12 protein-coding genes are annotated in these 14,774 nt (G+C 37.3%); 8 read left to right on the top strand and 4 right to left on the bottom strand.

Annotated elements, in window-relative coordinates:
- On the top strand, positions 1–984 hold a 984-nt coding region (locus D9O48_RS10540; RefSeq protein ID WP_148114543.1), incomplete at its 5' end, for an RHS repeat-associated core domain-containing protein.
- A 4-nt stretch (positions 985–988) separates the two neighbouring features.
- Positions 989–1,438 (top strand): hypothetical protein, encoded by a 450-nt coding sequence (locus tag D9O48_RS10535; RefSeq protein ID WP_126972929.1) that lies wholly within the window; start codon positions 989–991, stop codon positions 1,436–1,438.
- A 433-nt stretch (positions 1,439–1,871) separates the two neighbouring features.
- Here the strand turns inward: D9O48_RS10535 and D9O48_RS10530 are convergent, their stop codons facing one another.
- On the bottom strand, positions 1,872–2,750 hold the full coding sequence (locus D9O48_RS10530) for a pirin family protein (RefSeq protein WP_126972928.1): 879 nt from the start codon (positions 2,748–2,750) through the stop codon (positions 1,872–1,874).
- A 388-nt stretch (positions 2,751–3,138) separates the two neighbouring features.
- Positions 3,139–3,555, bottom strand: coding sequence for a DUF6157 family protein (locus D9O48_RS10525; protein WP_126972927.1), 417 nt, complete (start codon positions 3,553–3,555; stop codon positions 3,139–3,141).
- A gap of 331 nt (positions 3,556–3,886) precedes the next feature.
- On the opposite strand from D9O48_RS10525, the gene D9O48_RS18740 reads away from it, so the two are divergent.
- Complete coding sequence (locus D9O48_RS18740; protein ID WP_158624866.1) at positions 3,887–4,048, top strand: hypothetical protein; 162 nt, start codon at positions 3,887–3,889, stop codon at positions 4,046–4,048.
- A 388-nt stretch (positions 4,049–4,436) separates the two neighbouring features.
- On the opposite strand, the gene D9O48_RS10520 is transcribed toward D9O48_RS18740, so the two are convergent.
- On the bottom strand, positions 4,437–7,424 hold the full coding sequence (locus D9O48_RS10520) for an AsmA family protein (protein WP_126972926.1): 2,988 nt from the start codon (positions 7,422–7,424) through the stop codon (positions 4,437–4,439).
- 512 nt (positions 7,425–7,936) lie between these two features.
- Here D9O48_RS10520 and D9O48_RS10515 point away from each other — a divergent pair.
- The 4 genes from D9O48_RS10515 (at position 7,937) to D9O48_RS10500 (ending at position 12,374) form a co-directional block, all read left to right on the top strand.
- Positions 7,937–8,959 (top strand): LLM class flavin-dependent oxidoreductase, encoded by a 1,023-nt coding sequence (locus D9O48_RS10515; RefSeq protein WP_126972940.1) that lies wholly within the window; start codon positions 7,937–7,939, stop codon positions 8,957–8,959.
- A 9-nt stretch (positions 8,960–8,968) separates the two neighbouring features.
- A complete protein-coding gene (locus D9O48_RS10510; protein WP_126972925.1) occupies positions 8,969–10,054 on the top strand; it encodes an NAD(P)-binding domain-containing protein in 1,086 nt (361 codons plus the stop codon).
- Positions 10,055–10,618: 564 nt separating this feature from the next.
- A complete protein-coding gene (locus D9O48_RS10505; RefSeq protein ID WP_126972924.1) occupies positions 10,619–11,437 on the top strand; it encodes a DUF2490 domain-containing protein in 819 nt (272 codons plus the stop codon).
- Positions 11,438–11,450: 13 nt separating this feature from the next.
- Positions 11,451–12,374: an MORN repeat-containing protein gene (locus D9O48_RS10500; RefSeq protein ID WP_158624865.1), complete on the top strand. Its 924-nt coding sequence runs from the start codon at positions 11,451–11,453 to the stop codon at positions 12,372–12,374.
- Positions 12,375–12,478: 104 nt separating this feature from the next.
- Here the strand turns inward: D9O48_RS10500 and D9O48_RS10495 are convergent, their stop codons facing one another.
- Positions 12,479–13,507, bottom strand: coding sequence for a hypothetical protein (locus tag D9O48_RS10495; protein ID WP_126972922.1), 1,029 nt, complete (start codon positions 13,505–13,507; stop codon positions 12,479–12,481).
- A 384-nt stretch (positions 13,508–13,891) separates the two neighbouring features.
- On the opposite strand from D9O48_RS10495, the gene D9O48_RS10490 reads away from it, so the two are divergent.
- Complete coding sequence (locus tag D9O48_RS10490; protein ID WP_126972921.1) at positions 13,892–14,767, top strand: pirin family protein; 876 nt, start codon at positions 13,892–13,894, stop codon at positions 14,765–14,767.
- Positions 14,768–14,774: the final 7 nt, after the last annotated feature.

Below are 14,774 nucleotides of genomic sequence, written 5' to 3'. Positions count from 1 at the left end.
TTCAGTTTAAATGATTACTATGTATTTGGCGCTACCAAGCGTTGGAGTGGCAGTGAGGGGTACCGTTATGGGTTTAATGGCAAGGAGAATGATGATGAACTCAAGGGCGATGGGAATAGTTTAGATTTTGGATCAAGGATATATGATTCCAGGCTAGGTCGTTTTTTTAGTGTAGATCCAATGACGAGTAAATATCCAGATTTGTCTGCTTATAGTTTTGCCGCTAATTCACCAATATGGCTTATAGACAGAGAAGGTAAAGAACCTGATCGAAATCGAGCGGGAACGATTGAGCAGGCTACTGCTCAATGGTCAGGTTTAAAAGTTCAGACTGTAAGCAGTATTCGAGAGTATATTCAGAATGATAAAAATGCTGTAAGATATATTTATACTGAAGAAAGAGGTTGGATAGATCTTTTACACTATTTCGGTACTTTGCAATATGGAAAAATACCGATGGACATTTTAGAGCCCGTTAGTGGTAATCATTTTTTCCAGAATAAGTTTTTCGGACCTGGTGCTAATGAAAGTTATTATTCTTATGAAGATTTACCTTCTAATCAGTTTGCGTATGATTCAAAAAACTTATTTGAAAGAGAAAACGACAGAGTAGGAGCATATAAAAAGGGAGGTTCATTAATTGAGTCTGTAAGGGAGAATTTCGAAGTAGCTAAAGCTGTAGCTCCAGAATCTGCTCCAAACTGGAAACAGATACCTTTTATGGACCATGGAGAAAGAAAAAGGTTACCAGAAATAAAAGGTAACAAGGAATCTTATTTGAGCGTAGGAATACCTGGCGCATCTGCTACAGTGAAAAGTAGCACGCCTGTGTATTATACGAAAGATGAAAAAGAAAAATTACTACAAACAGGATTGTATGTTCCACAAAATCATAGTAGAACCCCCTACAATTTAAAAAACTTTCCAGCTGCACCATCTAGTATTGAAAAAGGAAATAAACAAAAAGGCATAACAGGCCACTAATTTTATGAAAAAAAATTTAACTTTTGCAATTATATTTTCTTTATGTTGTTACTCTTGTAAAGAGATTCAGTTTAATTTTGAATTTGAAATGAATAAAATAGAATATCAACAGGTTGTTGACTGCTTATTGGAAAATTATTACTATTTATATGATTCTACAACATTAGAAAATTCAGTATCCCTTTATTCTTACCAAATGATTGATCGAAATTTATGCCATCAAAAAGCCATATTTTTTGATAAAAGATTAATAAGTTATGTTAGTATAGATAGGGATAGTACTATATCTTTTTACTCAGAAGTGCAGAAAGGCATGATGTCTAAGCAGTATATCTTAATGTATGCATTAGATAGCTCTAATGTCTTTAAGAATGTTCCGAATACGGCTAAATTAATAGGAAAAAAGGATGAAGGGTGGTACGAGTTTTATAGAGTAATCACTATGGCTGATTAGTAATCCATTCTTTCCCCGATCGCGCCGAACTCTCCGGTGCTTAACTAAACATTCATCATCGTCAATAAATAATTTTTAAAACCGCTATACTATACCGGTTTTTCTATTGTATACAGGTAGGAAAGTGTACTAGGTAAATTGAAGAAAAAATTGTATCTTACAATAGTAGGCTATTCTTACCTTTTACCTATTATTTATATCTTATATTTCCTATCAATATCATTCAGCTGAATAGAATTATTGGTGTACCAGTGTGCGACGCAACCGGTGCAGCATATTGATAGGCAGTTGATATAAAAATATATATTGCTATAATCAGTTGTAGTAGCTATTCTGTTGTGATGAATGAGTACATTCAGAAATGAAGAAACCGTCGTATTACCGAGATAAAGCTAAATCTCTTCATTCCTTAATGGTTTCTTCTTCTGTTAACTTAAACTTTTCTTTCCGGAAGCGGTACAAAACCGGTTTCGCCAATCACTTTCGGAAAACGTTGTGCTTTCCAGTCTTCTTTTGCCTGTTCGATTCTTTCTCTGGAAGACGAAACAAAGTTCCAGTAAATAAAACGTTCTTCAGGAAACGGTTCTCCCCCGAAAATATACACTTTTGTTCCGGCAGCAATTTCAAAAGTACACAAATGAGCATCCTGTGTAATCAGTAAAAAACCAGGCTCGTAGGTATGACCCTGATTTTTAATACTGCCTTCTACAATGTATAAACCACTTTCGCCATATAATTGATCTACCAGATCTACGGTCGCATTTTTTTCCGCTTTTATTTCGAGCATGAATAGTTTGCTATGGGTTGGAACGGGCGATTTTTTACCGGCAATTTCTCCGGCAATTAATTTATAGGTAACGCCGTCTTCCTGCCATACCGGTAACTGATCGGCAGCGATATGCGCAAAGGAAGGGTCCATCTCTTCCAGGTCTTTCGGCAGTGCAATCCATATCTGTAAACCATGCAGGTATTTATCTTCGTGCCGGAGCCTGTCGGGCGTTCTTTCAGAATGCGTAATGCCTTTACCGGCAGTCATCCAGTTCACTTCGCCTGGTTTTATCTCCAGGGCGTTGTTAAGGCTGTCGCGGTGCATAATGGCACCGTCAAACAGATAGGTGAGGGTAGATAAGCCGATATGCGGATGGGAGGCTACATCGAGATTCTCATTGTCTTTCATACAGGCCGGACCCATGTGATCGATAAATACAAACGGTCCGACTGATCTTTTTTGTCTGAAAGGTAATAAGCGTCCCACCAGAAAATTTCCGATGTTAGCAGCCTGTTCGGGTAGAATAATATCAATATTTGACATAGAATAATCTTAATAAATAAACTTAATTCAAGTTACAATAAAATAATAAAAATTAATAATTAATAATGGTTACGCAGTTCTTGCGCTGAATATCCTTTGCTGTATTCAATAACAAAGAACGATTCTCTACTTTCAATTTTTATTCTCCATTTTCAATTAAAAGAGCCGGTGTTGTTTATTGATGTAAACATGAAGAAAATGAAGAGATGAATAATCCTAAGAACAGCTTCGCTGCTTCATTCCCTTCATCACCTTTAGTTTTCTTCATGTTTCAAAAAAATCAACCAAAAGGAATCTTAATTTATTCGTATTAATGCATGCATTCTCTTCCTCACAGATTTTGAAGAGTTGTTCTCCCCTTTCCCTTTTAAATTTTTCATTTTCCTCCTTAACTCTTCTTATTCCTCATTGCTTTCACAATTGTTACCATATCTCCGGATACAAAATTTTTATACTCTTCCGAGCCACATCCGTATATAGCCATTTTACCTTCTTCGTTAAAATGGATACCCCAACCGTACTTTTTTGTTAGTGGAGAGGCTCTTAAACAGGGTTGCCCTTTAGAGAATAGTTTTTCTCTTGCTTCGACATAATCTGCTTTGTTGATATTATTCTTTTGTGCGTACACCTGAAACACTACATCATCGGAAGTGTATTTATAAGGATTTTCCTGAATTAAATTGAATTGCAATGCTGCGATACTGGGCGCTTCTTCTTTCATCGGAGGAATTTTACCTTCTTCTTCGTTACAGTCTTCTGATATCGCAATAAAGGCATTGTAATAATTCGTCGTATGAACTTTCATGAACGTTGAAATTTTGAAATCGTAGGATCAAATGTTTCACACGGTATCCTATCATAGAATGATAAACATTTATCCAGCGGAATGAAAACAAAAATCCGTGTGGAGTTAATATACGATTTTTTTTGCTTTTATCCAAAAAAAGTGTTGATAGTGTGCATTTTACGATAAAATATTGATTTTAAGCATGGAAGATAATAGTAAGCTTCTTTCAATTCAACAATTGAGTCAGCGCAGATCTGCGCAGTGTTACATTGAAATGATACAGTAACCTATCTGCGAAATCAGCGGGCTGATTGCTGTAGCACTTTATTAACGATCAATTATACATAAGATGATTATTTCTTTTTTATTGGCGGCCAGCTGCTGGATGTTGAACACGTCTTACAAGAAGGCTATTCAGAAAACTGATACTGAAATTACTGTACCGGTCGATATTGCTTTTCAGAGTATGGTTACAGACGGACAAAGAGGTGTTGCCGGAGTGGTAGTATAAACAATAACCGGCTAAATTTCTTAATTTCTCCTGTGTTTGAAAATGGTAATGGGAAACATGAAGCAAATGGAGGGAATGAAGGTAAAGCGGTGCGGAAAACAGCACTTCATTCGCTTTTAATCTTCATTATCTTCATGTTTTAAATTGCAATTACCAGATAGAATTAAGTAAAGCGAAGCGACAGGAGTTTCTTAATTTCTCCTGTGTTTGAAAATGGTAATGGGAAACATGAAGCAAATGGAGGGAATGAAGGTAAAGCGGTGCGGAAAACAGCACTTCATTCGCTTTTAATCTTCATTGCCTTCATGTTTTAAATTGCAATTAACTAATAGAATGAATTAAGTGAATAATTGTTGATCGGTTTAAACTCAAACTATTTTTATTTCATCTAAAAATTCAGCTGATTGAGAATGTCTTCTTTCTGTTTGATAACAGAACTGTCAGCTTTCCTTTGTAAACGCTCATTATCGGTGAAATAACTTTTGTATTTAGCTTTGCTCAGCCTTATTTTGAAATTATCATAAACCCCTGTTACATCTACTCCTGTTTTGAATGGAATGGGAGATTTTAAAACTGAAATATGATAATCATAACTAAAGTCTATATTTTGTATCCCCCCGACTGCTAACTTGTAACGGTCGATCTCTACATAAGAAGGTAATAGTTCGAGCTTGTTGTCATGAATTAACATTTCCATGTTCAGTTCTTCAATCGGGTTCTTCTCCTTTGATTTGAACATTAAAGTTTTTGCCAGCTCTCTGAAAGTTTCACTATCGAAAACCATGATATTTTTTGCCTGTAGTGCGGCAATTCCATTGAGCGTCGGTGTATTGATCATCAGGTATTCATCCAACTTTGATTTTCCTTTGATTCTGAAATCAACCTGCCCTTCGAATGATTTTGTGATAGGAAAAAGTGTATCCAGAAAGGGAAGCATTTCACTGAGCTTGTCCATTTCGATATCATGAATGTTGAACTCGAAATTAACTTCCGCTTCTTTTTCATTCAGATAAGTATAAGTAATATTACTAGATAAATCGGCAGCCAGTGTTTTCATTTTGAAATCTGATAACTGAACGTTCCCGTCTTTAATAACTACAATGCCGTGAATATCTTCAAGGTCCATATGTCCGTAACGAAGCTTGTTAATATTGGTTTTGAAGGTAAAGTCAAGATTGCCAGGTAGTTTGAATACATGTTTTTCCTGTAAGCTGTCAGGAATTGCTTCGTTTACCAGTATTTCCGGTTCGTCGTTTAATGTTGTATCCTGATTGTTGTCTGTAAGTGTAGTGAACACGCCCATGAGTTCATTTGCATCGAGGTAACCGGATTGTACAGTTAATTTTCCGGTAGTTTTTCTGCCGTTGTTATTACTCAGCCCCATGGCGTTGTCAATAAAACCGGTTAATACAATATCAGAGTGTCCGAAAATAACATGTGAGTTTTTTAATTCTATCAGTTCCTTTTTAATGGTAAGCGTAGAGTTTTCCATCTTCACCGGCATTTTAAAGGTGGGAGAGTAGGCGATGAGTTTGGTGAAGTGTATACCACCCATGGGTTCCCATTGCTGATCGTTGTTTTTTTGTAGCTTCACTCTGTACTTACCATTGTTAATACCTACAAAACGTTTGTTGTAATAAACACCCAGGCTATCCAATTGAAATGTTGATGTAATTACATTTTTTAAGGGATCATTTTTATAAGTTTCCAGATTCGCTGTAATGTCTCCGCCCATCCATTTAATACGCTGTCTGCGCCCTTTGTTGTAAGTGATATTGCCGGTTTGTATCTTGGTTGATAAAGTAGATTTATTGGAATCTATACGATTCAGTTTAAAATCTAAACCAAGGCTATCAATGATTAATCTTCCGTATTGTTTACTCAAGGTAAGTGCATCCGTAATCTGGATATTTCCTACCGCCACTTTTTCACTTTCATAATGGCTGTCAAAATCCAGGCGTTTTATTTTTAAAGAAACAGAATCTTTGGGTAAATTGATGTTAAGATCATTGGCTATCATCGTTCCTTTAGCAAACAGCGAGCTCAGATCCTGCTCTTTGACTTCCTTCACATCAAAACTGGTTTCAATATTCAGATTTACGATTCCATCCGCTGTAATATCCGGATGAAAAGGAATTACATCATGTAATTTGGTTAAATCAATATTTCCTTTGAGTTTGGTTTCAAGAAAAGGATGTTGAAGCAGGTCGGTTACTTTTGCAGTACCGCTTAACCCGATTCCTAATCCTCTCACGTCAAGTGTTTTTAATGTCAGTTGCGATTTTTTCTTATTGTTAAAGTCGATAGTCAGGTTTAAATCGGTAGCAATATGGTTGATAGATCCGGGATAATCTTTGTATTTAAATTGACCGTCCCCGATACTCATATTCAGAACGGTAGTAGGGTAATCATCTTTGCCGTAATATCCTTTAATGGTGGTTTCAAAATTGACTTTTCCTTTTATATCGATTTTTTCTTTCTGAATAATTTTTTCAGGTATGAGCGCCAGTACCGAACGTAAATCAGGTGCTTTTAAATGCAGTACGAGATCGGTATTTATTTTATGTGCTATTGTATCTGTTTGCAATGAACCTTCAACTGTCAGGTCAATTCCATTGACGGTAATACCTCCTTTTTCAAAGATAAGTTTACGTTCTTTTTGTAAAAAATCTAAAGTAGTATTGATACCAATACTGCTGTGCCGCAACATAACAATACTGTCTTTCATCAAATCTATTGACGGTACGGAAGCCGTCAGGTCACACATAAAATGATCTTTGAGATATTTCATTTTAAACCCGGCCGTTAAACTGTCAATAGTTAACAGATCATGCGTTTGTTCGTTAATATAGTTGATATGTATATTGTCGAGCTTCAGTTTCTTGAGGTGTAGCTCCTGTATAGTGAAATCAGAAGTAGAATCAGTTTCGGTAGAATCTGACTTGAATGCAATGATATGATCCCAGTCACTGTTACCGTTTTCATCAATTGAAAGATTGAGGGTTGTATTGCGTAACGTGATATTTTTTATATCTATTACATGATCTTTATATAGTTTTTTGGCATTGAAAGTTGTTTTACAAGATCCGATCTCCAGTAAAGTACCACTTTCAGAACTTAGTTTGCCACCATGTATTTCTACCCCCAGATAAGGAAAGGTAGAAAAGAAAGTAAGCTCTGCTTTTGCACACTCAAATCGGCCGTCAATATTTTCATTAACAATTTGAACCAGTTGCGGTGTTAACTTTTCAGGTGTAACAATAAAGTGTATCAGAAAACTGATTCCTGCCACCAGTAACAGAAAAAGCGATAGGATAGTCCATAATGAGATGCGTAAAGCTTTTCTCCATTTACTGATTTTTTTTGTTTTTTTCATTGATATGCGGGATTGAGGTCAGCTAACAAAAATAGATGTATAAATGTTAAAAGAATTAAAACGTATTATTAGAATATGCTAAGAGCCATTCACTTCTTATTAAAATGGCAGAATGCTGATTTTATTATAAATTCAGGAGAAAATTAATAAAAGAATTGAAAATGATAGCTATATACGAAGTTATTTGTTAATACTGAGAAACTTTATCGGCAAATTGAGTGTTGGAAACTTTCCCGGGTCAGGTTTTGGGTCTGGCAGCAATTTGTTAGTAATATTGAATACCTGTACAATGTATACGCGATAAAAATGTGAAGCCATAAGCAAAGTGGTCACTGGTGTATGTTGTTGTATGGATGGTAATCAGGAAGCGATCGTGTAAGAACTATTTTTAAATAAAGTTGTTATATTGATGACGGAACAGGCATTATATTCTGCATCCGTTTGGAGAGATAGCGATCTCCGGTTGAAATTGATTTAATTTAGTACGGTAACATAAATTACATTGTGGAATGATGAAAAAGATTGGATTTTTATCGTTTGGCCATTGGGCCAATCATCCCGCTTATAGTACAAAGACTGCGAGTGATACGCTCTTGCAATCTATTGATCTGGCTGTAGCGGCTGAAGAGATTGGTATTGATGGGGCCTACTTCAGGGTGCATCACTTTGCTAATCAATTGGGTTCGCCGTTTCCTTTATTGTCGGCTATCGGAGCCAGAACCAGTAAGATAGAAATTGGTACCGGAGTCATCGACATGCGTTATGAAAATCCATTGTATATGGTAGAAGATGCCGGTGCTGCGGATTTGATTTCGAGGGGCCGGTTACAATTGGGAATCAGCAGGGGTTCGCCCGAGCAGGTAATTGATGGCTGGCGTTATTTCGGGTATGAGCCCGCTCAGGGAGAAACAGATGCTGATATGGGGCGCAGGAAGGGACTGGAGTTTCTTGAAAAGTTGAAAGGCGTAGGATTTGCTGAGCCCAATCCCAACCCTATGTTTCCCAACCCGCCGGGCTTGTTGCGGATAGAACCGCATTCAGAAGGACTACGTGACCGCATCTGGTGGGGCGCAGCATCTAATGCTACCGCTGTATGGGCGGCAGAAAATGGCATGCACCTTCAAAGTTCAACCTTAAAGTACGATGAAAGCGGAAAGCCTTTTCATGTGCAGCAGGCCGAACAAATCCGGTTGTATAAAGAAGCGTGGAAAGCTGCCGGGCATCAACGCACACCACGCGTTTCAGTGAGCAGATCTATTTTTGCGCTGGTCAATGATCAGGACCGTTATTATTTCGGACGTGAAAGAAATAGCGGTGACCAGATAGGTATGATCGAAAAAGACAGGCGTGCTATTTTCGGTAAAAGTTATGCAGCCGAGCCTGATCAATTGATTAAAGAATTGGCAGAGGATGAAGCCATCAGTGAAGCAGATACATTGTTACTCACCATTCCTAATACATTGGGTGTTGATTATAATGTGCACGTGCTTTCTGCTTTTCTCGAACATGTAGCTCCGGGATTAGGGTGGCGTTAAACACTTTTCATGGTAAATAATGTTCGTTTCAAAACACGTATAGTAATAATTGGTGCCGGGCAAGCGGGACTTTCCGCTGCCTATCACCTGAGGATGCTTGGCTGGGAAATCGGACGTGATTTTGTCATTCTCGATGAAGCACCTCAGCCCGGAGGAGCCTGGCAGTTTCGATGGCCTTCGCTCACTTTGACTACAGTAAATAAGATACATGACCTTCCCGGAATGTCTTTTAAAGAAACGCTCGGAAATAATGCAAAAGATGAAGTGCAGGCAAGTGTGGCCGTTCCCCATTATTATGACCTGTACGAGAAAAAATTTGGAATTAAAGTCTATCGCCCGCTAAAAGTAGAGAAAGTGTTTTTGCAGGATGAACGTTTTTATGTGGACACTCCTGAAGTATTGTTCTCATGTTTGGGAATCATCAATGCTACCGGTACCTGGGAAAATCCTTACATTCCTGATTATCCGGGTGCAGATTTATTCGAAGGCGAACAATTACATACGAAAGATTTTAAAACAGCCACTTATTTTAAGAATAAACATGTGATTGTTGTTGGCGGAGGAATCTCCGCCATTCAGCTTTTAGACCAGATTTCTAAAGAAACTACCACTACATGGGTTACCCGACGTGCTCCGGTATTCAGAGAAGGACCCTTTGATGATATGGCCGGACATGATGCCGTTGCGATGGTAGAAGAACGTGTGCGAAAAGGATTAGTTCCTTTATCTGTTGTTTCCGTCACGGGTTTGCCCGTAACACCTGCGATAGAGGCAATGAAAAAAAACGGTGTGCTGAACCGTTTGCCGATGTTTAAAGAAATTACAAGAAATGGGGTAAAATGGGAAGATGGCAGAGAAGAAAAAGCTGATGTGATACTTTGGAATACAGGCTTCAAAAGTTCTTTACAACATCTGGATGCAGTTTTACCCAGAGAAAAAGAAGGCGGTATTGTGATGAGTGGCAGACTGGCAACGATGGTAGCAAAAGAGCCGCGTATACATCTGGTGGGTTATGGCCCTTCTGCATCCACTATTGGTGCTAATCGTGCCGGCCGTGCTGCCGTAAAAGAATTAATAAATACACTAGGATTGTAAAAAGAGTAAATAATAATTATTTTGTATTTAAGTGATAGAAACATGAATAAAAATATAGATAACAATGAAGAGAATGAAGTTGCAGCTTAGCTGCACTTATCGTTGTTTTATTTGCTTCATTTTCTTCATGTTTGCATTGAAAAACTCTTGAATAATTAACTGCCGCTTTATACCAGCCCCAATAATATTTTTAAATTTCTTAATTGCTGAATGGTTTAAAACCCTTATACAAACTGCTAAGTATTATTAAACTGATTGCATTATCAAATTTTGTAACTTCTACGAAATATTCTGAACATCAGTACTTTAAATAGGTGTTCTCATCAAATTCTAATTATATCTTCATTAAAATCTTATAACTCCAACTAAAAACTGCTATAATTTCGTTTATGGCAAAAAAATTGTGGCCAAACAGCCTTGAATATTTTAGTCAGATAGTTGCTAATGAATGTGTGTTGCGTAACAGAATAACTATTTTGATAGATGATAAATATCAGCTGAATCTTATTAAGAAATTAATAAAGAGCACATAAAGGCGAACGATTTTTTGAAAATAAACTATCTATGAGAAGTTATTGTTGGCGAAAATTTATTTGTTTACTTGTTTTGTTTATTTGTTTTTCTATTGAGTCTGATGCGCAAACTGAAAGAGAATCAGAGTTGGAAGAAACCGGTTTATGGTTTGGTGCTTACATCCGTGTTAAGCTGTCTGATAAACTCGGGTATTATGGAGAACACCATCTTCGATACCGCAATAGCCTCGAAAATGTAAGTTCTTTTGTTGGCAGAACGCGTCAATCTTATAACAGAGCCGGATTAAGTATTCAGTTTAGTGAGCATATGGAAGCGATTATCGGACCAACATTAGTCTGGAACTATTCTCCCGATCCGGATAACCCGGAGCTTGTAAACTCTACTATAGAGCCGAGAATCTGGACGCAGTTATTGTATAAGAATAAAGTAGGTAAAATCAATTTTTACCATCAGATAAGAACCGAACACCGTTGGAAGAAACCTGATCATCTGAAGGACTCAGATTTTGATTATACAGATCGCTTCAGGTATAAATTTTTCCTTTACATCCCACTGAATAAACCGGTTATTGAAAAAAATACACTTTACTTTTCTCCCAGTGCTGAACTGTTTATGGAATTCGGAAAGAGTAAAGTCTTTAATCCGTTTGAAGATTTCAGAACGTATAACGGATTCGGTTACATCTTAAATAATAATGTAACTTTTTTTGCCGGGCATATGTGGACGTATGGACAAAAATCCAGCGGTTACCAATATAAAACCAATCACATTCTTCGTTTTAACGTATTTATTGGGCTGGATGCCCGAAAGGCCGATCAGAAAATGCCGCCGATTAATATGGGTTATTAAATTGCAGAAATTTATGAAGAGAAATATACTTTTTGTTGTTTTAGGTATGATGATAATTGCTTTAGGCGCACTCTCTTATTATTATCATGAGAGCAGTAAGAAAAATGCTATTGCTGTCACTTCTTTAAAAACAGCGCATCAATTATTATCCGATTCTTTACAGGTCATTCATCAAAAACAATCTGCCGTCATTGAACTGATCGATAGTTTGATGAAAGCTGAATTCATCAGTTACCAGGATGACAATAGTTCCTCTTTAACCATTGAACATGTTCGGGAAAGTCTTTATCAATTAGTAGATAGAATTGATGAAAAAGAAAATTCTCTTAACAAATTGCAAACGATCAACTTTCAGTTCGGGAAAGATCTGATTGCAGAGAAAAAGAAGTTACAATCGCTCGATTCAATATATAACAAAGAAAGTTTTGTGTGGCAACAGCAAAAGAATAATTTCCTGACCAGATTAGAGCGTGAAGAAATGACCAAGCAGACCTTACAGAACAGCAGAGATAGTATTCTGGCTTCATTCGGAAAACTGGTGTATAAAAATGTTGCAGGCATCGAAGTGACGTATGTCGGTAATAAAGTTCACAATAAAGCAGAAGGCTTTGGAATCGGACTGTACAGTGCAAAAGGTACTTATGTGGGAATGTGGCACAACGGCCGTCGTCATGGAGAAGGTATGTACAAATGGTTAAACGGTGATAAATACGAAGGACGTTATTATCAGGGAACCAGAGAAGGCTTTGGTATTTACTATTTCAGTGACGGTAGTCGCTTTGAGGGAGAATGGAAAAATGATAAACGAAACGGTGAAGGAGTATTTTATTCGGCAGATAATAAAGTGCTGGCTAAAGGAACATGGAAAGATGATAAGCGATTAAATGTAGAAACGATTAAAAAGCCTGTTTTGCCAGAAGACGTGGATCCAGCATAATACAGGGTTCAATACAGCTATTATTTGAAATAAGCCGGAGTGATTTTTATCACTCCGGCTTATTCATTTATAGTAGAACAATATATTTAGTAAACCACTTTCTGCTAGAAGAAAGGAGTTCCTACATGATTCCATTCATTTGAAATGAGGTCACCATGTACATATTGATAAATAGTACCGCTTAAACTTACTTCCCAGTAAGGGGTTGCTATAGGACGCGCATTACCTGCATAACCACCTAATACTACATCAACGTTAGACGTTGTGGTAAATGGTGCTGAAGACTGTATACCGGTAAAAGGTATAGTAGCTTCGAGTGTTCCGCATGGAGGGTATACATTTCTCAGATAGATATTCTTATTCAGGTTATATGAAACCGTTCTGCTTTCACCGGCAGGCCTGTAGTTGTTATTGTTACAATTTCTCCATTCCATTTTAATACGTAAAAGTATTCTTACGTAAAAGCTGTTGATAGTACCACATCCCGGATCAGAAAAAGTATTCCAGTTGTCTACTATTCCGACAATTTCATGTACGAACTTTCTGCAACCTGTACCCTGAGTAGAAGACTGTTGTGTGAAAGGGCGTTGATAACTGGCGTCTAAAAAGTTTAAAGGATAATTGATGGTTTCCTCTTTAGGGGCATCGAGAGTGGTAATGGTGCTTAAAGAATACTCACCTTTGCTGACTGCTAATAAAGTATTTCTTTTGATTTTTCTCAGCAGGTCGCCCTGATCAGCACCTACATAATATTTAACACCCTGGTTATACCATACAATCGTATCACCTACCTGAAATTCGCCGTCTTTATTTAATAATACCTGATAGGCAGTAGGTAAGGCTAATAAACTTTCTTCTTCTTTGCTAGGATTGTAATTGTCTTTCCAGTTGTGTGAATAAGTTCTGAAAGATGCATGCTGGCGCTGACTTTCCCAGTCTTTTAATTGCTGGTCATTTAGTTTTTCTACCTGTTCAAGTGTTTGAAAAAGTTCTTCCACATTGCTGAATACTAATCTGGAAGATACCTGTTGTTCCTGAACATATTCGTTTTTCTTACAGGCACTAAAGGTGAGCAGAGCTAAAAAAACGAAAGAAACATAAGAAAATGATGGGGCGTTTACAAGTTTTTTCATAATGATAATTTAGTTTTGAATGTTAATCATATGTACAGTCTAAGTTATCTAAATTCGGTTGTGTATGATCGGTATTTTGTGGAGATTGGTTCAGTTTACGTATTTTAATATGATCATTTAGTAAACACGAATACGATCCTGATAACAGCTGATGCAGTAATGTTGTATGACAAAATCTGCCTGTTGATTGTACCGGAAAGGATATTTACAGTATTATTAAGTGATTAATCTGAAATTATTAAATGCTTATACCTATCAAGCGAAGATTTATCTGAAAAATTTCAGCAAATGACGGTCTGATTGTCGCATTCTCCGGAAAATGGTAATTAACATAGGTCAATGTTTAGTTGATCTGCAACCGCGACCTTTGTAAAAAGGTAAATAATGAATACAAAAACTGTTAACAAAATAGTAAAGCCTCAGGCGCCTCATTTTGTAGGAGATGGGTTCAGAGTACATAATTTTATTCCGGGTATTGCCGGAATGGACATGAAGAGTATGGATCCTTTTATTATGCTCGATTACAATTCAAAATTCAATTTTCCTCCTTCTGCTATTCCGAAAGGAGTGGGCGTGCATCCGCATAAAGGTTTTGAAACCGTTACCATTGCATATAAAGGACGGGTTGAACACGGAGACAGCAGTGGTGGAGGTGGTGTGATAGGAGAAGGTGATGTTCAATGGATGACAGCAGCTTCCGGAATTTTACATAAAGAATTTCATGAAACGGAATGGAGTAAAAAGGGTGGTGAGTTTCAAATGGTACAATTGTGGGTGAACTTACCTGCAAAAGATAAAAAAACTGCGCCTAAATATCAGGCACTGAAAAACAACGACATTCATCGTGTTAAATTGCCAGAAGGATCGGGCGAGCTTGAAATCATTGCGGGTAATTACGATGGTGTTACCGGTTCTGCCAGCACTTTTTCACCCGTTCATTTGTATAATCTGAAGGCTAAAAAGGGAGCAACCGCTCAGTTTTCTTTTCCTGCTGATTATGCCACCTTGTTGTTGGTATTAGAGGGAAGCATTCTTGTAAACGGAGATAAAAGCGCACCAGCTGATCACGTTGCTTTGATGAATAAAGACGGAGAAGCGTTTAACGTAGAAGTTACTGAAGATGCTGTGGTATTAGTACTGAGCGGACAACCCATTAATGAACCGATTGCACATTATGGCCCGTTTGTGATGAATACCCAGGCTGAAATTTATGAAGCCATCGAAGAATTTAATAATGGAAAATTCGGTACATTGTCTTAATAATTCA

This window comes from Gynurincola endophyticus (genome assembly GCF_003991195.1).
Lineage (GTDB): Bacteria > Bacteroidota > Bacteroidia > Chitinophagales > Chitinophagaceae > Gynurincola > Gynurincola endophyticus.
Note: the sequence above shows the minus strand (reverse complement) of the source record. Positions and strands in the feature narration are given on the sequence as shown.

What these genes read in the sequence shown, in the direction of transcription:
- D9O48_RS10510 (WP_126972925.1), top strand. Translation starts at nt 8,969, where the DNA reads ATGGTAAATAATGTTCGTTTCAAAACACGTATAGTAATAATTGGTGCC.
- D9O48_RS10520 (WP_126972926.1), bottom strand. Translation starts at nt 7,424, where the DNA reads ATGAAAAAAACAAAAAAAATCAGTAAATGGAGAAAAGCTTTACGCATC.
- D9O48_RS10535 (WP_126972929.1), top strand. Translation starts at nt 989, where the DNA reads ATGAAAAAAAATTTAACTTTTGCAATTATATTTTCTTTATGTTGTTAC.
- D9O48_RS18740 (WP_158624866.1), top strand. Translation starts at nt 3,887, where the DNA reads ATGATTATTTCTTTTTTATTGGCGGCCAGCTGCTGGATGTTGAACACG.
- D9O48_RS10505 (WP_126972924.1), top strand. Translation starts at nt 10,619, where the DNA reads ATGAGAAGTTATTGTTGGCGAAAATTTATTTGTTTACTTGTTTTGTTT.
- D9O48_RS10500 (WP_158624865.1), top strand. Translation starts at nt 11,451, where the DNA reads ATGAAGAGAAATATACTTTTTGTTGTTTTAGGTATGATGATAATTGCT.
- D9O48_RS10530 (WP_126972928.1), bottom strand. Translation starts at nt 2,750, where the DNA reads ATGTCAAATATTGATATTATTCTACCCGAACAGGCTGCTAACATCGGA.
- D9O48_RS10490 (WP_126972921.1), top strand. Translation starts at nt 13,892, where the DNA reads ATGAATACAAAAACTGTTAACAAAATAGTAAAGCCTCAGGCGCCTCAT.
- D9O48_RS10525 (WP_126972927.1), bottom strand. Translation starts at nt 3,555, where the DNA reads ATGAAAGTTCATACGACGAATTATTACAATGCCTTTATTGCGATATCA.
- D9O48_RS10515 (WP_126972940.1), top strand. Translation starts at nt 7,937, where the DNA reads ATGAAAAAGATTGGATTTTTATCGTTTGGCCATTGGGCCAATCATCCC.
- D9O48_RS10495 (WP_126972922.1), bottom strand. Translation starts at nt 13,507, where the DNA reads ATGAAAAAACTTGTAAACGCCCCATCATTTTCTTATGTTTCTTTCGTT.